The organism is Acinetobacter puyangensis (genome assembly GCF_900096995.1).
GTDB classification, from domain to species: domain Bacteria; phylum Pseudomonadota; class Gammaproteobacteria; order Pseudomonadales; family Moraxellaceae; genus Acinetobacter; species Acinetobacter puyangensis.
Genome location: NZ_OANT01000003.1, coordinates 93244 through 113518, shown reverse-complemented (window position 1 = coordinate 113518; position 20275 = coordinate 93244). Strand labels below are relative to the sequence as shown.

The following is a 20275-nucleotide window of genomic DNA, read 5'->3' as shown; positions in this document are numbered from 1 at the left end:
AGTCACCTATGTAAAATTTATCTAAATGTATTAAAAATCAATCCTGATAAATCAAATTTGCCTTATCAATATTATGGCTATCTATTTCGAGAACTTGCTGATTCTCAACCTCAACTTCAATCATATCTTTGTCGACATCTACCGCAATCAGCTTGGCTTGAAATTTACGGCGATTGTCTACAGCAGATATCAAACGCAAGGCCACTTGCTGTCCAAGATAATGCTGCATTTGTTCTAGCTTAAAGAAAGGACGATCCCAACCAGGAGAAGAAACTTCAAGTGCATATTCACCCGAGATTGGATCATGTACGTCCAAGATACCACTGACCTGATGTGTTACAGCAACACAATCCTGAACACCAATTCCCCGACCTTGTTCTTCGTCTTGAATCTCTGTCGTTAATTCTTCTACTGCATCTGCTTTATCAATATAAATACGCAATAAAGAACGCTTACCTTGTGGAATAAATTCAATACCCCACAACTCGACATCACACGCTGCCACTGCTGGTGCAATCAGTTCATATAACGCTTGAGTTTTACTCGATAATTTCATGTACTCTCGTCACTGCTAAATCTATTGGACTCAAAGTTTGTTAAAGGTTGATGAAAACCTGCAAACTTACCTTGAATAATTCGCTATAGTGAAGCATGACGTTTTAACCTTGTACCATACATGGCTCATGTCTTAACTCACGATAGCCAACAAAAAAGGGCGCATTCGCCCCCTTTTTACCTGCACAGTTTTTAAATTCCACTGTGCAAAAAGGCCCACCATTCATTGTGAGCCTCTTTAATTAGAAACTTGGTAGCGGGAGCTGGATTTGAACCAACGACCTTCGGGTTATGAGCCCGACGAGCTACCAGACTGCTCCATCCCGCATCAATGTGCACAAATTATAGTGCATTTCTTACAAAAGTCAATTTAGTTGATTGATGTTAGTGCACTAAACTTTCATTTAATACGTCACATCAATTGGTAGCGGGAGCTGGATTTGAACCAACGACCTTCGGGTTATGAGCCCGACGAGCTACCAGACTGCTCCATCCCGCATCGAAATTGACTGTCTCGTTTTATCGAGATGCGCAGTCTAACACAAGATTTGCACATTGCAAGGCAATGTTTTTTTATTTTTAACTATTTGTACAAAAGCTCTGCAATAATCAGATAAATTGATAAAGCATTATTTTAGCATAAGCCAGATATGCACCCTATAACTGTCGATTTTCAGCAGATGCCCTAAATATAAAAAGCCGAATAAATTATCGCATTTCATAATCATCAATGATTTGAATCTAGAGCTTATAGAAATTTAATCTTTGCAATGGAAAATGATGGCTTAGATAAGGTATAAGGAGCATTGACTTCATCACCAGGAAGTCAATAATGCAAATGTTGGCAAGCTGATGAACACAGTTATAAGTCGAATTTAGCCATTTTTCGTGCAAAAAAATACAATGCAATTTTTTTAATTTTTGCATAGGGTGAAGATGTGATTAATCCTCAACATGCTCAAGTACAGACAACAAAAAAGGCTTAAGCGTCAAACGCCTAAACCTTCATGTTTATTTCCAATACTGCATACTTCGCAATATTGGTGCGGAAGGGGGGACTTGAACCCCCACGCCCGAAAGCACTACCACCTCAAGGTAGCGTGTCTACCAATTCCACCACCACCGCAATTAGGGCTGCATTCTATTCTTTTCTATTTTAAAAGAAAAGCAATATTTTAAAATTATTGAGGTTTAACCGGCACAGTTGGTGAAGATTCATTCGACACCGGTACTTGCTGAGTTTGTTCAGCGCCTGGCAAGGTATACATGGTCTGATTCTGTTTCTTTGCAAAAACGGCTAGGGTTAAACTGGTCACAAAGAATAAAGCGGTCAACACTGCTGTAAGGCGTGTCATGAAATTCGCAGACCCGGATGCACCAAATACGGTTGCTGCACCGCCACCACCAAATGATGCACCTGCATCTGCACCTTTGCCGTGCTGAACCAGAATCAGGGCAATCATTAAAATCGCAAGTAAAATATGCACGACAAGTACAAAGGTATACATCAAATCACCTTATTTTTGCGCAAAAGCTTGAATAATTGAAATAAAACTTGAAGCATCCAATGATGCCCCGCCAACCAGTGCACCATCAATATCTGTGCAGGCCGCTAACTCTACCGCATTTTCAGGTTTAACACTACCACCATAGAGTAAAGAGATACGATTTGCATAGGCTGTATGGCCTTGCAAATAACTGCGAATAGCGGCATGCATATCCTGCGCATCTTGCGGTGAAGCTGTTTTACCTGTACCAATGGCCCAGATCGGTTCATAGGCAATAATCACATTTTGCCAGTCATTTTCTGACAAAACGGCTTTTAATTCTTGTAGTTGCTGAATCACAATATCTTTGGCGTGACCCGATTCCCGTTGTTCCAGACTTTCACCCACACAATAGATAATGTGTAATCCGGACTCAATGGCATTTTTAATTTTTTGTTGTAAACGCTCGACATGATCACCAAACAATTCCCGACGCTCAGAATGACCGATCAGAACATAATTCACATGCGCATGTTTAAGTAGATCAGCACTGACTTCTCCAGTATAAGCACCTGTCCCATTCACACTGGAAATATCCTGCGCCACGACAGGTAAAAGTAAATTTTGTGCTGAAAAAAATGCCAGATATGCAGTCGGTGGCGCAATTGCAACCTGACAATCAAAAGATTGCACCTCAAGTTGCTGAATAATATTTTGAAATAAAGCCTGTGCATCCTGAAAATAAGGATTTAATTTCCAGTTCCCAATGACCCATTTTTTAGGGTAAGTTTTTTCCATTCATCACTGCTCAATAACAATTTTGGCAATTTTACACTGAAATGTTTATTTCACCAAAATATGCCATTGATATTTTATGCTGCACGGCTTTCATCTGGTTTTTTGTTTGATCGTTATTGAATTGTGATATATTGTTTAAAACACTGTTTTCATCGACAAAAAACACCGATTAAACGAGCCGTTGTTATTATGCTAACGCAAAGTCATGCAAATTTTACGGGCTATATTCGACGCCTAGTGACTGATGGGGTGATCAGCACTGAATCGATGCAAAAAGCGCAAGAGCAAGCCAAAAGGAACAAGCAACCTTTGGCTGCGGTATTGGTTGAAGATTATCATCTGTCGGCCTTGACCATCGCCCTTGCCATTTCAGAAGAATTCGCTGAACCGATTTTTGATCTGGATAGCTACGATCCTGCCCAATTACCCAAAGAACTGGTTGAAGAAAAACTGGTGGTGCAGCATCAGATTATGCCTTTGATGAAAAGAGGCAACAATTTATTTGTGGCAGTGAGTGATCCCACACGCCTTGATGGTCTGGAAACCATTCGTTTTAATAGTAAACTCAATTTACAGAATGTGATTGTCGAGCAAAATAAACTCGCCAAGTTTATTGCGACACACTATCAAGAACAGGATAATTTTAATTTTGGTGATGAAGATTTTGATTTAGAAGTTGCTGATGATCAAGGTCATGACAATACTGATCATGAAGATGAAAAATCTGCCGAAGATGAAGCACCCATTGTAAAATATATCAATAAATTACTGATCGATGCCATTCGTATGGGTGCATCGGATTTACATTTTGAACCTTATGAAAAAATGTACCGGGTGAGATATCGTGTCGATGGTATATTACGTGAAATTGCCAGGCCACCTTTACAACTTGCCACGCGTCTTGCTTCCCGTTTAAAAGTTATGTCGCAAATGGATATTTCAGAAAGACGTATGCCACAGGATGGTCGAATCAAGCTTAAACTGTCGAGAACTAGGGCCATTGATTTTCGTGTCAATTCCCTGCCCACCCTATTCGGTGAAAAAATTGTTCTGCGTATTCTGGATCCCGCTAGTGCCACAATGGGCATTGATGCCCTCGGTTACGATCCTGAACAGAAGGCGCTGTTCATGGAAGCACTGGACAAGCCGCAAGGCATGTTGCTGATTACTGGTCCAACAGGTTCGGGGAAAACCGTATCGCTATATACCGGTTTAAATATTCTCAATACCGAAGACACCAATATCTCGACAGCCGAAGATCCGGTCGAAATCAATCTGGAAGGCATCAATCAGGTCAATGTTAATACCAAAGTCGGTTTAACCTTTGCCACAGCATTAAGATCTTTCCTGCGTCAAGACCCAGATATTATTATGGTCGGTGAGATCCGTGATCTGGAAACTGCCGAAATTGCCATTAAAGCGGCGCAAACAGGCCACATGGTGTTATCTACGCTACATACCAATAGTGCACCCGAAACCTTAACCCGTTTACGTAATATGGGCGTTCCATCTTTTAATATTGCAACGTCGGTTAATCTGGTCATTGCACAGCGCCTAGCACGTCGATTATGCTCACATTGTAAACGTTTAATTGAGATTCCCCACCCGAGTCTTCGGGAAATGGGTTTTACTGAACAGGACTTACAGCATCCAGAGTTTGAAATTTTCGAGGCGGTTGGATGTTCCGAGTGTCGGGATGGTTATAAAGGACGCGTTGGGATTTATGAAGTGATGAAAGTCACTCCCGAAATTTCAAAAATTATTATGGAAGATGGAAATGCCATTGAAATCGCCAAGGCATCACATCGCTTGGGGTATAATAATTTACGACGTTCCGGTTTAATCAAAGTCATGCAAGGCATTACCACTTTGCAAGAAGTCAACCGTGTCACCAGTGAATAATGACCGTTAAGGAAAAGGCAAATGGCAGTTAAAAAAGCAAAATTGATGCCGACGTTTTCATATGAAGGGGTAGATCGTAAAGGACTTAAAATTAAAGGGGAACTGCCAGCCAAAAACATGGCATTGGCCAAAGTCACTTTAAGAAAACAAGGCATTACGGTTAGAAAAATCACGCAAAAACGTGAAATTGAATTTTTAAATAAATTATTCAAGAAAAAAGTCACCACCTTAGACATCACCATCTTTACCCGTCAGCTAGCAACCATGATGAAAGCCGGTGTGCCCTTGGTACAATCCTTTGAGATTGTTGCCGAAGGTCTGGACAATCCGTCCATGCGGGATGTAGTACTCGGCATCAAGGGCGAAGTTGAGGGCGGGAATACCTTTGCCGGTGCGTTAAGAAAATATCCTCAATATTTTGATGAGTTATTTTGCTCACTGGTAGAATCCGGTGAACAATCCGGTGCGTTGGAAACCATGCTGGATCGTGTGGCAGTTTATAAAGAAAAAAGTGAGCTTCTCAAGCAAAAAATTAAAAAAGCTATGAAATATCCAGCGACTGTGGTGGTGGTTGCCATCATTGTCACCATTATTTTGATGGTCAAGGTCGTCCCAGTATTTCAGGACTTATTTAGCTCGTTTGGTGCAGATTTGCCTGCTTTTACCCAAATGGTGGTGAGTATGTCAAAATGGATGCAAAGCTATTGGTTTATCCTGATTATTGGTATCGGTGCATTGATATTTGGTTTTATGGAAGCCAAACAACGCAGTAAAAAGTTTCGGGATTTTCTCGATAAAACCGCTTTAAAACTACCGATTTTTGGCGATCTAGTCTATAAATCGATTATTGCCCGTTACAGTCGTACTCTTGCCACTACATTTGCTGCTGGTGTTCCGCTCATTGATGCGCTTGAATCAACCGCTGGGGCAACCAATAATGTCGTTTACGAAAGAGCCGTAATGCGTATTCGTGACGATGTGGCAACAGGACAACAACTTCAGTTTGCCATGCGCCAAACCCAAAGATTCCCAAGTATGGCAATTCAGATGGTGGCCATTGGTGAGGAGTCCGGCGCGCTGGACAGCATGCTGGATAAAGTAGCCACGCATTTTGAGAATGAAGTGGATAATGCAGTTGATGGTTTGACCAGTATGATGGAACCCCTGATCATGGCGGTTTTAGGTGTATTGGTCGGTGGTCTGGTGATTGCCATGTATCTTCCAATTTTCCAAATGGGCTCTGTGGTCTAATGCAATTTTTACAACTTCTACAAGAAAATACCGCTGTATTTTATCTAAGCGTTACCTTTCTCGGCCTATGTATTGGTAGCTTTCTTAATGTAGTGATTTACCGTCTACCACGTATCATGGAAAATGAATGGCAACAGGAATGCCAAGCTTTTTTACATCCTGACCAACCGATAGTGACGACAGAAAAGTTCACATTAAGTACCCCCGCATCCAGTTGTCCGCACTGTCAGCATAAAATTCTATGGTATGAAAATATTCCGCTGATCAGTTGGTTGCTGCTAAAGGGTAAATGTAGCGACTGCAAACAACCGATCTCCATTCGCTATCCGCTGGTTGAACTGGGTACAATGCTGTGTTCGCTGGTCATCGCCTATCACTTTGGTCCTAGCATAGAAACAGTATTTGGATTGATTTTCACTTGGATCCTTATTGCATTAACAGGGATAGATTTTGACACTCAATTACTTCCAGATCGACTAACCTACCCCTTGATTGGTCTAGGTTTGGCCATCAACAGCTATGCCATTTTCACCTCAGCGTCTCAGGCCATTTGGGGCTGTCTCATTGGCTTTTTATCGCTCTGGATTGTATATATTATTTTTAAGCTAGTTACGGGCAAAGAAGGCATGGGCTATGGTGATTTTAAATTACTTGCCGCTTTAGGTGCATGGATGGGCCCATTACAATTGCCTTTAATTATATTACTGTCCTCATTTGTAGGCGCAATCATCGGTATCATCTTATTAAAAATGACCAAAGAAAACCGTCCTTTTGCTTTTGGTCCCTATCTTGCCATTGCAGGCTGGATTGCTTTCTTATGGGGAGATCAAATCATGGCGGCTTATCTAGGAGGTTAAATGGGTTTAATAATAGGCCTGACCGGCGGTATTGGTAGCGGTAAATCGGCAGCAAGTCAGTGGTTTGAGCAACAAGGCATCAAGGTCGTAGATGCCGACATCGTCGCACGTGAAATCGTACAGCCAGGTCAACCAGCACTCATACAGATTCAGAAGGCATTTGGTGACTGGGTCTTACTCGACAATGGTGAGTTGAATCGTCAAGCTTTGCGTGAACATATTTTTCAACAACCGCAAGCACGTAAAGCGTTAGAACAGATCACCCACCCTGCAATTCGTGCATCAATCATTGAACAACTACAACAGGCCGATAGCCCGTATGCCATTCTGGTTTCGCCACTGCTCTTTGAAACCAATCAACACCAATTAACCGGGCGTACTTTATTGATAGATGCATCGGAAGATATACAAATCCAGCGTGCCAGCCAACGTGATGGGCAATCTATCGAACAAATCAAACGGATTATTGCCGCACAGATGCCCCGTGCCGACAAACAAAAACACGCCGATGATATTGTCATCAATGATGGTCACCTTGAGCATTTATATCAGCAACTTGAAAGCTTACATCAATATTATTTAGAACTTGTCCAGACAACACCCTAAACAATAGAACGTCTAAACCACCGCCATGGCTGTAATGCACCAATGCCCATACCAAGTAAACCACAGACGATTGCCAGACTTAAGGGTTCATTCAACAAAGGCACAGCAATAATCGCTGCAATAAAAGGTGCCAATGTTACGATACTACCGGTCTTAAATGCCCCCAGACGTTTAATCGCTTCTACATAGGTTAAGGTGGCCACAATCACGACCAGTACGCCATGAAATAAACTTTGGATTACAATATGACTCCACTCGGCCTGATCCAAATGCTTTGGCAAAAATAACAGATAAATCGGGATATAAATCAATGCCGACCAGATCGCCACGCTACACATTGCTTGCCAAGCCGTTAAGCTAGATTGCCGTAATAAAACTGTAAACGTTCCCCACCATATGGCACTTAAAAAGAATAATCCATCACCCAGACCAAACGGATGCGCGCTTTGTTGTGATAATAGGTAAGTCATGACAGCGATGGATACCATCATAATGATCAGACTCAGCCAAATGTGCCGATCAAAAGGTTGTCGAAATAGAAAATAGGCGGCCAATGCAGTACATAGCGGAATGCAACCATTTAAAAAAATTGCGGCATGTGCCGCAGGTGCAAAATTGAATGCACTATATGCAGTTAGGCAATACGCTAGACCACCTAGCATTGCTAGAATAAACGGTTCCTTTTTCCAAAGAAAAGCCGTCTGTTTTCGATAAATCAGAATCGGCATCAAAATTATAAATGCCAAGGCAAACCTCAATGCGGTAATGTCCCATGCAGAAATATGCCATTGTGCATTCAGACGTGAAAAGATGGTAAAACCACCCCAGATACACATGGAAATCAAGACAAACAGGTAACCCTGCATTTTAGAAGACATGAAGACTCAACTGAATGTTTTAAGAAAGGCGTTGTCGACAGGCTTCGTATAAGGCCATGCCCGCTGCCACGCTGACATTTAAACTCTGTAAATCCCCTGCCATCGGAATATAGACTTTTTCATCGCATTGCGCCTGATTGATCGGACGAATCCCGGTATCTTCGGCACCCATGACCAGCACTAGAGGACCGGTTAAATTGCTTTGCTGAATAGGTAAAGCCTGTTCATCCAGTAAGGTTCCCACCACTTTAACATTCAATTCTTTTAAGGCAGCCAAAGTTTTACCTAAATTGGTGACCTGAATAAACTTAACTTTCTCCGCACCACCTGCTGCAACTTTTCTGGCTGTTGGTGTCAGACTCGCAGAACGATCACGCGGTACAATCACAGCATGTACCCCCATCGCTGCTGCGGTACGAATACATGCGCCGAGATTGTGAGGATCGGTCACCTGATCGAGTGCCAATAAAAAGACATCTTGTGTATTTTCCACCAACTGTTCAAGGTCATTTTCATTTAATGTCGGATGCGGTCTGACTGAGGCAACCACGCCTTGATGAAAGGGTAAACCCGCCAACTTTTCCAGACTATCGCGACTGGCTTTTTGAATACTGATCCCAAACGGTGCCGCCAAATTCAGTATTTTGTGCAGACGCTGGTCATCACGCCCTTTTAATACAAACAAGGTCAGTACACGTTCTGGTTCTAATTCAAGAAGTGACTCCACTGCATGCACACCATAGTAATATTCTGGCTTTGCCATGAACTTCACCTCTAAAAATGTCAGATAAAAAACAAAAATCCTGTAATGCTGGCTTACAGGATTAAATTGATACTGTCGTGACGATGTTATCTAACATCTTTAGCCTTCTAAATGGCAAACATAATCCACAACATCAGTTGTTTCAATTTTAAACTGGCTATTACCCGGGACATAAAATGATTGCCCTGCACGAAATAACTCACTCTCTTCACTGTCGGCAATCAATACCCGGCATTCCCCGGAAATAATTTCCATACGCTCAGGAACATGCGTTTCAAATGTTAATGGTTGTTCAGTTGGCATAATCACACCAAGTGTTTTTTTCGTTCCATCTTCAAATTGAACCGTATGGCTAATACATTTACCGTCAAAATAAACATTAGATTTTTTGATCACAGAAACATGGTCAAACTGTGCCGAACTCATGTAGTCACTCCAGTACAATAATCACGACTTAAAATAATAGAACCGCTGTAGTTTATCCCGAGCTTGATTGATGAATCAATCTATTTGCGTGATAACTTTCGATTTAATCCAGTTATTTTGTTTAACAAATAAACGCCATCAACTGATCGCACATTTCACAACAACAATCATGACAGCATCATGACCACTGCATCATTTTCTTAAAAATTGTGATCTGATTTTATGCTACTTTATTGCTAACCGCGACAACATTCAAACTTTAACATAAATCATTCAGCAAATTTTCAATAGCACTTGCTTTATGGATCGACTCAATCCCATAATAAAACCATCAACAATTATTCCAATTTGTGCATTTAATCGCCTATGCTCAACAATATCTCACTGCATAATTTCGCTCTTGCCGACCAACTTTCCATTGACATTGAAGCTGGCTTTAATGTGCTCACAGGAGAAACGGGTGCCGGAAAATCGTTACTTCTCGATGCCTTATCAGCATGTCTGGGTGAACGCAGTGATGCCACACAGGTCCGCTTTGGACAGGAAAAGGCAGAAGCCATTGCAACGTTTAATTATCAGGAACACAGTCCGGAAGCAGAATGGTTAAAAGAGCATGAATTACTGGATGAATCCGGTGAGATCATTATTCGTCGGGTAATTTTTGCCAATGGTCGCAGTAAAGCGTGGATCAATGGTCGTCCTACCAGTCTATCGGAACTCAAAGCATTAGGCCGTTTATTGGTGCTTCTCTACAGTCAGCACAGCCAGCAACAATTGTTAGACCCACCCTATCCAAAGCAATGGCTGGATCGTTACAGTGGTTTATCGGAGCAAACGCAGCAGCTTAAACTGGCTTATCAGGCATGGCAAAAAAGTAAACGGCAATATCAGGATGCTGTAGAGGCACAACATTCCCGTGCAGCTAAAATTGAACAACTGAGTTTACAAATCGAAGATATTGAGCCTCTGCTTGACATTCATTATCAGGACATCGAGCAAGAATATGACCGTTTAAGCCATCATGAAACCATGATGCAGGATTGTAGCACCTTGATCTATGGGCTGGATGAAGGTGAGCAAAATCTAATTCAAGACGTCGGCACACTGCTGCGTCGTGCCGAAGCACAGCAATCACGTAGTCCACAGTTGCAACAGGTTTATAATAGCCTAATCAATGCGCAAAGCGAGTTGGAAGATGCAGCCAGTACCTTACGTCAATTTATTGATCGGCAAAGTTTTGATCCCGAACGTATGGCGCAGCTCAATCAATTATTGGAACAATTCCATCGTTTGGCACGTAAATATCGTACTCAGCCAGATGAACTGTTACAGCAATATGAACACTGGCAACAACAACTCGAACAACTGAATGAACTGGAAAATCCGGAATATCTGGCACAGCAAGTTGAGCAGACCCATCAGCACTTTCTTGATCTGGCCCATCAGCTTGATCAAGCGCGTAAAGCAGTGGCGATTGATATTGCAGCCAAACTCACCGAACAAGTCAAACCCTTGGCATTACCAGAAGCGCATTTTGAATTTAAATTTGAACCACTGGAAGAACCCAATGCCGATGGTTTAAGCACCATTCAACTATTATTCACCGCCAACAAAGGTATTCCTGCGCAACCGCTGGCACGTGTTGCATCTGGCGGTGAGCTATCGCGTATTGCCCTAGTGATGCAAGTCATGAATGCCAGTAAAACAGATGCCGAAGTGCTGGTTTTTGATGAAATTGACGTTGGGATTAGTGGTGGCACAGCAGAAATTGTCGGACGTTTATTGGCAGATTTGGCAAAACATGTACAAATCCTTTGTATCACACATCAGGCACAGGTGGCAGCGCAATCAGATCAACATCTATTGGTCAAAAAACAACAGACCGATCCGGCAAGCAGTACCATTATCACACTTAATGAAGATCAACGAATTCAGGAGTTAGCGCGCATGTCTGGGGGTGTCGAAATCAATCAAACCACGCTTAATCATGCCAAACAATTAAGAAAACTTAAATTTATCGCACACTAAACCGTATAGATTTTACATCAATAATGCGGTTTGGCTGGAATTTATCGGCCGTCCATATCAATAATCCTATAAAAATGATTTGGAACTTTGCGCATTGTTTAGTATGTTGAATATATAAGGCTTATTGATATTTCTTCCGTGGATTGCATTCTCATTAAGTTATCAATAAATCTTTCATTATTTTTATATTAAAGGAGAATGGATGACGTGCCAAAACAATATCTAGCACATCGCTGTTTAATTGCCCCGCCGCATATGGATGATACGTCTTTTACCAACACCGTCATCTATCTGGCACGCCATGATAAAGATGGTGCGCAGGGTATTATTTTAAATCGTCCCTCAGATGTACAAATTAAAGAATTACTCAATGATCTAGATATTGATGCCGACCACGTTCATCCACATGCGGTATTGCATGGTGGTCCAATTCGTCCTGAAGCCGGCTTTGTGTTGCATACCGGTCAACCGATCTGGTACTCCTCTATTGCCGTAGGTGAAAATGTCTGTATTACCACCAGCAAGGATATTCTGGATGCTATCGCCCATAATGAAGGGGTAGATAATTATCAGGTTGCTTTAGGCTATGCCAGTTGGACGAAAAATCAACTTGAACAGGAAATATCCCGTGGCGACTGGCTGGTCTGTGATGCAGATATGGATCTAATTTTTAATCTGCCCTATGACGCTCGCTGGAATGCCGCCTATGAAAAAATCGGTATTAACCGTGGCTGGTTATCGCACGAGATCGGACATGCCTGAACAAGACCACCTCGCCAGCATCATTATGGCATTTGATTTTGGTACGCAAAAAATGGGCATCGCGGTGGGACAACGTCTGATTGAAAGTATCAATCCCTTGCCCCTGTTCCCGATGAAAGATGGCATTCCCAATTGGGATAATCTGCATAAAATCATTCAGCAATGGCAACCGGACTTATTTCTGGTCGGATTGCCATTAAATATGGATGATAGTGAATCAGACCTGTCTGCCCGGGCACGGAAATTTGCCCGGCGACTACGCCATCAGACCAATATTGCCACATGGATGGTGGATGAACGGCTGAGCACTCGTGAAGCTCGGGATACACTGCAAAATTTTCAAGCCAAAGGACAGGCGAAAAAACTGTCCGCCGATAGTTTTGCTGCATCACTCTTTATTGAAAGCTGGTATCATGATGCACAAGGCATTCAACCTTGAATCCTTGCAGACTAAATGCATTGTTCCGCCAAAATAACCTCAGCCCATAAAAATATCTGATGAAAAATACTGTAAACCTGTGGCAACTGTTTAAAAAACTCCGTCCTTTTGTTGTGCCATATCGCTGGCTGGTATTAATTACCTTAATTCTGACGCTGATCGGTGCGCTGGCAGCACAGGTCAATGCGCTGACATTGCAATATGCCGTTGACAGTATCAATCAGCTCTTATCCGACGGTCAGGGTTTACAACATGGCTGGCATATTTTAATCACCATCACTGCTATTTTACTGGGTAAAGAAATTCTCAACACCTTAATCCAGTTTGGACAAAAGCTGTTTGGTGAAAAACTACGAATTCTGGTGTCACAGGATCTGGCACAAAGTATTATCGAAAAATTTCTAAAGTATCGGCTGGCATTTTTCACTCAGGATGATAATCAGGCCGGCAAACTACAAACCCGTATTGATCGTGGTATTGGCTCTTTAACACGGCTGGTACAGATCTTTTTTATCGAAATTTTACCGCTATTTACCAGTGCGATTATTGCTCTAGGCCTGATGTTCTATGCCAATTTTTGGGTGGGTCTGGCTGCACTATGCGTGGTACCTGTCTACTTCATCCTCACCTTTCGTCAGGCCCAAAAACTGGGCAACTGGCGCCGCAACTTACGTGATGGTCGTGAAAAGAAAAGTCAGGGTATTTTAAGCATCATCAATTCCATTACCGTGATCAAATCCTTTAACCGGGAAAAAATTGAAGCGGATAAACAGCTCAGTCTGCAAAAAGATCTGACGCAGAACCAGATGCAAACCCGTCAGGTCAGTTTTTTATTTGATGGTTTAAAAACCTTTATCGAACAAATTGGTGTGGTCCTGATTATTATCCTGACTGCTTATTTCGTGCTTGCCGGACAAATGAGCATCGGTATGATCATGTACCATGTCTTACTGTTTAATAATGTGTCTGCACCCATTCGCTCGCTGCACCGGATTTATGATGAAATTAATGATGCCATGATCTATTCGGAAAGTTTTTTTAAAATTCTGGAAGCAGATGATGAAGTCGAATCCACCGGCAGTCTTAAACCAGCGCATTTAGAGGGCAAATTTCAACTGAAAAATGTTGAATTTTATTATCCCAATGGTCATCATGCGCTTAAAAATATCAATATGACCATTCACCCCAATAAAATTACTGCGCTGGTCGGATTGTCCGGTGCAGGCAAATCAACATTAATTAGTTTGCTGGATAAATTCTATCAACCGCAATCCGGCGTGATCAGTATTGATGGTGTCGATTTACAGGATATCGATACCGCCTACTTACGTGATCATATCGGTCTGGTGCTGCAAAAAAATCATATTTTCCAAGGTACTATTGCAGAAAATATCCGTTATGGTAAAACCGATGCCAGTATGGATGAAATTATTCAGGCAGCGCAAAAAGCCTCGATTCACGATCAGATTATCAAACTGGCACATGATTATGATACCGATGCCCTCATGCTATCAGGTGGTCAACAACAACGCATCGCCATTGCGCGTATGTTCCTGAAAAATCCACCGATTATCTTTTTGGATGAACCAACCGCCAGTCTGGACGCGATTGCCACAGAACAAATCAAACAGAGTCTGGATGAGATCAAACAGGGCCGGACTGTAATTATTATTTCTCACAGCCTGTCACAAATTATTGATGCCGATTATACCTATGTGATGCAGGAAGGTGAAATTGTCGAGCATGGTGAACACTATGCGCTGTATCAACAACAAGGCGTGTATAAAAATATTTTTGATGCGATGGCAAAAAGCCTGAATATCGACAAAATTGCCAAAACCTTTGAAGAAGGGGAATTACGCCATTCGTAATAAAGTGACTTAGGCCAGAAATTGCCGAAAAGTCAGATTAATCCGTGGTGTAATCACTTTTGTTGTGGGGGTAATACGGTGTTGCCAAAACTGCTGGGTCTGTCCACGCATCACAATCAATTGCCCACTGTGTAGCAGCATTTCCACCTTGTCATGCCGATGGATATGCCGAAAAGCAAACTTGCGGGTTGCACCAAAACTTAGGGAAGCAATAGTGCAATGCTGTCCCAGTGAACGATCCTGATCACTATGCCAGCCCATGGCTTGCGTACCATCTTCATAAAGATTGGCCAGACAAGAGTTAAAAGACAAGCCCAGTAAATCTTCGATCTGTTGTTTGAGTTTTAGAATCACAGGATCCCACGGCATCGCCTGTCGTGCCACACCCGAATAGACATAATTAAAGCTGGCATCACCATACCATGCCACTTGACGGGCAGTAATATAGTGTTTGCCATGCAGATGTGCCTGATCATGCTGCCACGCTAAATACTGCAACATATAATGCAAATCCTGTTCAGCCTGCTGCATGGAAAGGATTAAGCCAAAATCTTCCACATCTCCGTCAAAAGGCAGGAGATTGCGCTGCGGTTCAGGTGCAAATAAATCTAAAGTCATAATCACATCTTAAAAATCGTATCATAAAAAAAGCCTTTCACATTGGAAAGGCCTCATCTGTTGCATTCTTGCTAGATTGGATACGTGTGTGTTAATCAAGGTTGTTTTAAATACGGCCAAGCCGCTTTTAAATAAATAAACATCGACCATAAGGTTAAAATGACTGCGGTATACAGCAATATATAGGCAATCCATTCCAATGGTTGCCAATTGAGTAAAAATACCGTAATGGCAATCATTTGAAATGCGGTTTTATATTTACCCACAGTCGATACCGCCACACTGGTCCGCGCACCCAGTTCCGCCATCCACTCCCGTAGGGCAGACACAGTAATTTCCCGTGAAATAATCACAATTGCTGCAAAGGCCATGGCAATGGTTGGTTTCCATTGCACCAGTACCACCAGTGCTGCTGCCACCATGAGTTTATCGGCAACAGGATCGAGAAAACGCCCAAATGCCGAGGTCTGATTCAGTTTTCGGGCCAGATAACCATCAAACCAGTCCGTCACAGCAGCAAATACAAAGACCCCTGTTAAAATTGAATGACGCAGTAAACCACCTTCATGACCATTTATACCCAATGCAGGTGGCCAATACGCAAGGATCAGAAACACAGGAATTAATATAATTCGAGCAATCGTTAAAATGTTTGGAATATTCAGGATTCGTCCTGTCATACACACCGCCAGCTACGCTATCCCCAGAAAAAAAATAATCTATCGTATCTCACTAGTCAGAACTTTATACGAAAACACCCCTACTGTCGAGTTATGCAAAGATTGTTATGGTCTGCTGATTGGTCGCTAATAAACGCCCATGTGCATCCCAGATGTATGCCGTTTCGGTAGCATAGCCATCTTTGGCACAACTGGTCTGAACCTGATAGCATAACCAATCACTGCAATCCATTGTAATCGGCTGAATAAAGGTTAAATGCCAAGTTAAAGAACTTGCCGGCGCAGGCTGTGGAAATAAAGGTGTAATACCCGGCGGCCAGATATCCGCCAATGCCACCATATGTGAGGCACGCATCCTACCGCTGGCCACATCCTGTTTAAATCTAAACCATCCACCAAAATCCGCATGCTGGCTGGCAGCAAACGGTAACTTTCCTTCTGCCCAATACAACTCATATTGTTTAAAACACTCGGGAATCAGCCCTTCAATAAATGGCATTGCTTCAAGCTGGTGATAGCCAGGATAAGCAGGTGCACTGGCTTCCTGATGGATTTCGATTTGTGAATCCCTACGCTTACCAAAGCTGGCCAGCATAATGGTCTGGACTTGATCATTCTGCCAAAGCCGTGCTTCCAGTGTGGTCACGGCACTCCCTTCACGTAACACCTCTACAGTAATTTTGGCTTGTTGGTGCTGCACAGGTCCGACAAAAGTAATACTAGCGCTTAAGGGTTCACGCTCCGGATCATCAAGCGTGATGAATGCCCGTTCCATCAAAAGTGCAGCAACAAAGCCGCCATATACAGTACGTCCCTGCCCCCAACCTGTCGGCATTTCAAATTCTGCCTGTTGGGCAACCAAGGCCAATGCATCATCAAAATTCATTTTTTATACATCCGCTGATAAAGTGAAGCACTATGCGCCTCTGTCTTGCCTTGATCTTGTCAAAATTTCAGTATTTTGTGAATGGTGATGTTGCCCATATGAAATCATCATTTTAGCCAATACCTTTTATTCACGAGCTATTCATGCAAAACCTTGTAAATGGTTCTTGCCATTGCCGGCCCAATGCCATTCACCAGCAATAACTCTTTTTCCGCTGCTTTCAATACGCCCTGCATACCACCAAAATGCGTCAATAAATCACGACGTCGTTTGGCCCCCAATCCCGGAATCACTTCCAGAATTGATCCTGCACGTTTTTTATCACGTTTGGCACGATGACGCGTGATGGCAAAACGATGTGCTTCATCCCGGACCTGCTGAATTAAATGTAATGCTTTATTGTCCTCGGGCAATTGAATTTTACCACCATCGGTAAAATGCAGGGTTTCCAATCCCGGCTTGCGCCCTTCGCCTTTGGATACACCCACCATAAATGCATCAAGCTTTAAATCCTGCATCACTTCCATGGCCATGTGGAGTTGTCCCTTACCGCCGTCAATCAATAGCAAATCAGGTAACATGTGTTTTTTATAACGCCGTGTCAAGGCTTGACGCATGGCGGCATAGTCATCGCCCGGGGTAATATCATCAATGGCAAACTGGCGATAATCCCGTTTCCGTGCGCCGCCCTGATCAAAGACCACACAAGATGCTATCGGCGATTCACCCATGGTATGACTGATGTCAAAACACTCAATCCGGTCAATTGGACGTCCCAGCGCCTGTTCCAGTTGATAAAACCGTTCATGTAATTCGATCTGGCTGGCCAACTGCCCTTTAATGGCATGCTGTACATTCATGGTCGCCAGTTCAAGCCACTCGGCCCGTGTTTCTCGCACATTTGGCTTAATCAGTATTTTCTTTTGAAAATGTTGATTAAGCGCCTGTTCCAATTCTTTGCGATTGGGTAAATCCACATTCACAATCAGCTCTGTCGGAATTTCATCGGCCACCTGAAAGTAAAAGTTAGCAATAAAATCACTGAGCATCTGCCCCAGATCATCGCCTAACATATCCGGAAAATAACTTTTTCCGCCCAGCATACGGCCATTGCGTACATGCATAATCTGTACACAGGTCACTCCTGCCTGATAAGCAATTGCCAGAATATCTGCCTCACCCTTAATTTTATATACGGCTTGCTGTGCCTGTACTTCTCGCAGCAATCCCATTCGATCACGATAAAACACCGCTTTTTCAAATTCGAGATTTTCCGCTGCCTGCTCCATTTTCCCAATCAATTCCTGATTTAATTCTTTGGTATCACCATTTAAAAAACGGATTGAGTTTTGCACATCCTGAGCATAATCTTCCGGTGAAATAAAACCGACACAGGGTGCCGAACAGCGTTTGATCTGATATTGTAGACAAGGGCGTTTCCGCTGGGCAAAATAAGAATTTTCACATTGCCGTACATTAAATAATTTTTCCAGTGTCACCAGCGTATCCCTTGCTGCATAAGCACTGGGATAAGGCCCAAAAAACTTGCCGACCTGATATTTGCCTTTACCACGCCCACTGGCAATGCGCGGGTAAGGCTTATCTGCGGAAACAAAGATATAGACATAAGATTTATCGTCACGCAGCATGATGTTATATGGCGGACGATGCAGTTTAATCAGATTTTGTTCAAGTAATAAGGCTTCTGTTTCCGAACGAACAACCAATGTTTGAATATCATAGATCCGTGCCACTAAGGCTTGTGTTTTCGGATGCTCAATGGTTTTGACAAAATAACTGGAGACTCGATTTTTAAGATTTTTCGCCTTGCCCACATACAGTAGCTCGCCCTCTTTCCCCAGCATTTTATAGACGCCGGGAAGTGGGGTCATATGGCTCAATAAATTTTCAATATGGTCTTTAGCGTTTGGATTCACAATAATATCAAATTGGCTAGATACCTTGTTTTATGATGCCATTTCATCTTATTTTCAATCCCTGACCTACTTATTTAGCTCAAAAACATCTTTTAAAAATTTATAGTTTTTGATTTTATGTTTTTTAAAAGGTGAGATCAAATGATTATTTAAATAACCATTTGATTTGATAATTTATTATTTTTTTAAATTCGCACCGAAGATTAAAACAAAAGAAAATAAGAAAATAAGAGCTGTATACGTAATCAGTGCATCATAATTAAGGGTATTTTCAATGATAAAACCAGCGATAAATGGACCGAGTGCAAGTCCACCCCCAATCGCTAAATTTACAGAATTAATAAATTTTCCTGTGTAATCAAATGAAGCAACTGTTGCAAGTATATAGGGAACTGTAAACATCCAGGAAAATTTAAAGATTAAAACCGAAATAGCGAATGTTGTATCCGTTACATGGTTTAAAAGTAAAAATAGTGATATAGCAAAAAATATAAAACCAATTATTATAAGATAATTACGTTTAAACTTAGTCCCAATAATGGAAGTGAGTAGTGACCCTAAAATACCGAGTAAGGTGGAGCTTGCCAAGACTAGATTTGTGAAATCGGTATTTATTTGATAGAAGCTACTCAGATTTGCCATGAATGTCCAAATTCCACCAATAGCAATATAAAAACATAGTGTTGCAAATACCGTAATAAGACCGAATTTAGAACTGTTTTTTCCAGCTTGTTGAAGGGAAAGATGGGTTTTCACAAAAATTGAATTTAGAAAGTATTTGTGTAGTGGGGTTACCAGTAGCATAAGTAATGCACATAGAGCAAAACAGGCACTCGGGGCTGTAGTAGATAAGCCTAAATACCTGTCCAAATGAGTAGTGTTTTTAGCTGCTCTTTTGGACTACCATAGTTAAATCGAAATCTTGCGAAGCAGTGCTTCTCATCCTTAATAAACAATATAAAGGCATTTCGGTCAATACCATTATATTTTCTGAGTACTCTTTTTGCTTGATTCCAGAAATTTTCTACACCATTGATATGGTTTTTATCTTCAACAAATTTTTCTGAATGATTAATTCTATGATGGCTAAAATCACTTACATCAAGAGCGTTATAGCTACGATAGCTATCTGTATAAACAATGCTATCTGGAGAAATTTTTCTAGTAATTATCGGCATTAAGGTTGCTGTCTTAGTATCTGGAACAATCTTGACATAAACTTTTCCACCACGTTTAAGCATACCGAATACGGCTACTTTTCCAGCAGCACCACGCCCACGTTTACCTTTGCGAACACCACCAAAATAACTTTCATCTAGCTCAATTTGCCCCTCAAAGACGTCTATGGCATCTTGGTCAAGATGATACATAATGACTTGACGTATTTTTCTATAAAACAAAGCAGCAGAATTGGGTTGAATACCGAGTAAATCTGCTGCTGTTCTAGCGGTTATTTCTGCTATAAAAAACTCAAGCAACTTTCTTTGAGTTTTTTAGTTTACATATAGTTACCTTCATAAAAATAGATTAT

General features: G+C 41.9%; 19 protein-coding genes, 3 tRNA genes and 1 pseudogene. 8 read left to right on the top strand and 15 right to left on the bottom strand.

Going from position 1 to position 20275, the window contains the following annotated elements; all coding sequences use genetic code 11:
• Positions 1 to 37 precede the first annotated feature (37 nt).
• From rimP to tpiA, 6 genes are all read right to left on the bottom strand, one after another.
• Positions 38 to 556, bottom strand: coding sequence for a ribosome maturation factor RimP (gene rimP, locus CRO21_RS07040; RefSeq protein WP_097078623.1), 519 nt, complete (start codon positions 554 to 556; stop codon positions 38 to 40).
• 250 nt (positions 557 to 806) lie between these two features.
• Positions 807 to 883, bottom strand: a tRNA-Met gene (locus CRO21_RS07035).
• 94 nt (positions 884 to 977) lie between these two features.
• Positions 978 to 1054, bottom strand: a tRNA-Met gene (locus CRO21_RS07030).
• A gap of 542 nt (positions 1055 to 1596) precedes the next feature.
• Positions 1597 to 1681 (bottom strand) — tRNA-Leu (locus CRO21_RS07025).
• 55 nt (positions 1682 to 1736) lie between these two features.
• Complete coding sequence (gene secG / locus CRO21_RS07020) at positions 1737 to 2063, bottom strand: preprotein translocase subunit SecG (RefSeq protein WP_097078622.1); 327 nt, start codon at positions 2061 to 2063, stop codon at positions 1737 to 1739.
• Between the two features lie 9 nt (positions 2064 to 2072).
• Positions 2073 to 2840 (bottom strand): triose-phosphate isomerase, encoded by a 768-nt coding sequence (gene tpiA, locus CRO21_RS07015; RefSeq protein WP_097078621.1) that lies wholly within the window; start codon positions 2838 to 2840, stop codon positions 2073 to 2075.
• A 186-nt stretch (positions 2841 to 3026) separates the two neighbouring features.
• Between tpiA and pilB the strand changes: the two genes are divergently transcribed.
• Genes pilB through coaE form a run of 4 tightly spaced genes read left to right on the top strand, consistent with a single transcriptional unit; the run spans position 3027 to position 7456 of the window.
• Entirely contained in the window at positions 3027 to 4742 is a 1716-nt protein-coding gene (gene pilB, locus CRO21_RS07010) for a type IV-A pilus assembly ATPase PilB (RefSeq protein WP_378234930.1), read from the top strand.
• A 21-nt stretch (positions 4743 to 4763) separates the two neighbouring features.
• Complete coding sequence (locus tag CRO21_RS07005; protein ID WP_097078619.1) at positions 4764 to 5993, top strand: type II secretion system F family protein; 1230 nt, start codon at positions 4764 to 4766, stop codon at positions 5991 to 5993.
• Entirely contained in the window at positions 5993 to 6850 is an 858-nt protein-coding gene (locus CRO21_RS07000) for a prepilin peptidase (RefSeq protein WP_097078618.1), read from the top strand. Before CRO21_RS07005 ends, CRO21_RS07000 begins: the two co-directional genes overlap by 1 nt.
• Complete coding sequence (gene coaE / locus CRO21_RS06995) at positions 6851 to 7456, top strand: dephospho-CoA kinase (protein WP_097078617.1); 606 nt, start codon at positions 6851 to 6853, stop codon at positions 7454 to 7456.
• Here coaE and CRO21_RS06990 read toward each other — a convergent pair.
• From CRO21_RS06990 to ppnP, 3 genes are all read right to left on the bottom strand, one after another.
• On the bottom strand, positions 7453 to 8334 hold the full coding sequence (locus CRO21_RS06990; RefSeq protein WP_097078616.1) for a DMT family transporter: 882 nt from the start codon (positions 8332 to 8334) through the stop codon (positions 7453 to 7455). The genes coaE and CRO21_RS06990 overlap by 4 nt on opposite strands.
• A 19-nt stretch (positions 8335 to 8353) precedes the next feature.
• A complete protein-coding gene (rlmB, locus tag CRO21_RS06985; RefSeq protein ID WP_097078615.1) occupies positions 8354 to 9097 on the bottom strand; it encodes a 23S rRNA (guanosine(2251)-2'-O)-methyltransferase RlmB in 744 nt (247 codons plus the stop codon).
• A 99-nt stretch (positions 9098 to 9196) separates the two neighbouring features.
• On the bottom strand, positions 9197 to 9523 hold the full coding sequence (gene ppnP, locus CRO21_RS06980) for a pyrimidine/purine nucleoside phosphorylase (RefSeq protein WP_087621099.1): 327 nt from the start codon (positions 9521 to 9523) through the stop codon (positions 9197 to 9199).
• A 366-nt stretch (positions 9524 to 9889) separates the two neighbouring features.
• On the opposite strand from ppnP, the gene recN reads away from it, so the two are divergent.
• The 4 genes from recN to CRO21_RS06960 all read left to right on the top strand — a co-directional run bounded on the left by recN (position 9890) and on the right by CRO21_RS06960 (position 14623).
• Positions 9890 to 11551 carry a DNA repair protein RecN gene (gene recN, locus CRO21_RS06975; protein WP_097078614.1) on the top strand — a complete coding sequence of 554 codons (1662 nt, stop codon included), beginning with the start codon at positions 9890 to 9892 and terminating at the stop codon, positions 11549 to 11551.
• 207 nt (positions 11552 to 11758) lie between these two features.
• Positions 11759 to 12313: a YqgE/AlgH family protein gene (locus CRO21_RS06970; protein ID WP_097078878.1), complete on the top strand. Its 555-nt coding sequence runs from the start codon at positions 11759 to 11761 to the stop codon at positions 12311 to 12313.
• Positions 12306 to 12752, top strand: coding sequence for a Holliday junction resolvase RuvX (ruvX, locus tag CRO21_RS06965; protein WP_097078613.1), 447 nt, complete (start codon positions 12306 to 12308; stop codon positions 12750 to 12752). Before CRO21_RS06970 ends, ruvX begins: the two co-directional genes overlap by 8 nt.
• Positions 12753 to 12811: 59 nt before the next feature.
• The gene (locus CRO21_RS06960; RefSeq protein ID WP_097078612.1) at positions 12812 to 14623 is read left to right on the top strand and encodes an ABC transporter ATP-binding protein; all 1812 of its coding nucleotides are present in this window, start codon (positions 12812 to 12814) and stop codon (positions 14621 to 14623) included.
• 9 nt (positions 14624 to 14632) lie between these two features.
• Here the strand turns inward: CRO21_RS06960 and CRO21_RS06955 are convergent, their stop codons facing one another.
• The 6 genes and pseudogenes from CRO21_RS06955 to CRO21_RS06930 form a co-directional block, all read right to left on the bottom strand.
• Positions 14633 to 15241 (bottom strand): alpha-ketoglutarate-dependent dioxygenase AlkB family protein, encoded by a 609-nt coding sequence (locus CRO21_RS06955; protein ID WP_097078611.1) that lies wholly within the window; start codon positions 15239 to 15241, stop codon positions 14633 to 14635.
• A gap of 95 nt (positions 15242 to 15336) precedes the next feature.
• Positions 15337 to 15921 (bottom strand): CDP-diacylglycerol--glycerol-3-phosphate 3-phosphatidyltransferase, encoded by a 585-nt coding sequence (gene pgsA / locus CRO21_RS06950; RefSeq protein WP_097078610.1) that lies wholly within the window; start codon positions 15919 to 15921, stop codon positions 15337 to 15339.
• 91 nt (positions 15922 to 16012) lie between these two features.
• Positions 16013 to 16807: an acyl-CoA thioesterase gene (locus tag CRO21_RS06945; RefSeq protein WP_097078609.1), complete on the bottom strand. Its 795-nt coding sequence runs from the start codon at positions 16805 to 16807 to the stop codon at positions 16013 to 16015.
• 137 nt (positions 16808 to 16944) lie between these two features.
• The gene (gene uvrC / locus CRO21_RS06940) at positions 16945 to 18744 is read right to left on the bottom strand and encodes an excinuclease ABC subunit UvrC (protein WP_097078608.1); all 1800 of its coding nucleotides are present in this window, start codon (positions 18742 to 18744) and stop codon (positions 16945 to 16947) included.
• Between the two features lie 177 nt (positions 18745 to 18921).
• Positions 18922 to 19548 carry an MFS transporter gene (locus CRO21_RS06935; RefSeq protein WP_097078607.1) on the bottom strand — a complete coding sequence of 209 codons (627 nt, stop codon included), beginning with the start codon at positions 19546 to 19548 and terminating at the stop codon, positions 18922 to 18924.
• Positions 19549 to 19598: 50 nt separating this feature from the next.
• Positions 19599 to 20262 (bottom strand): annotated as a pseudogene (locus CRO21_RS06930) (IS1595 family transposase).
• Positions 20263 to 20275 lie beyond the last annotated feature (13 nt).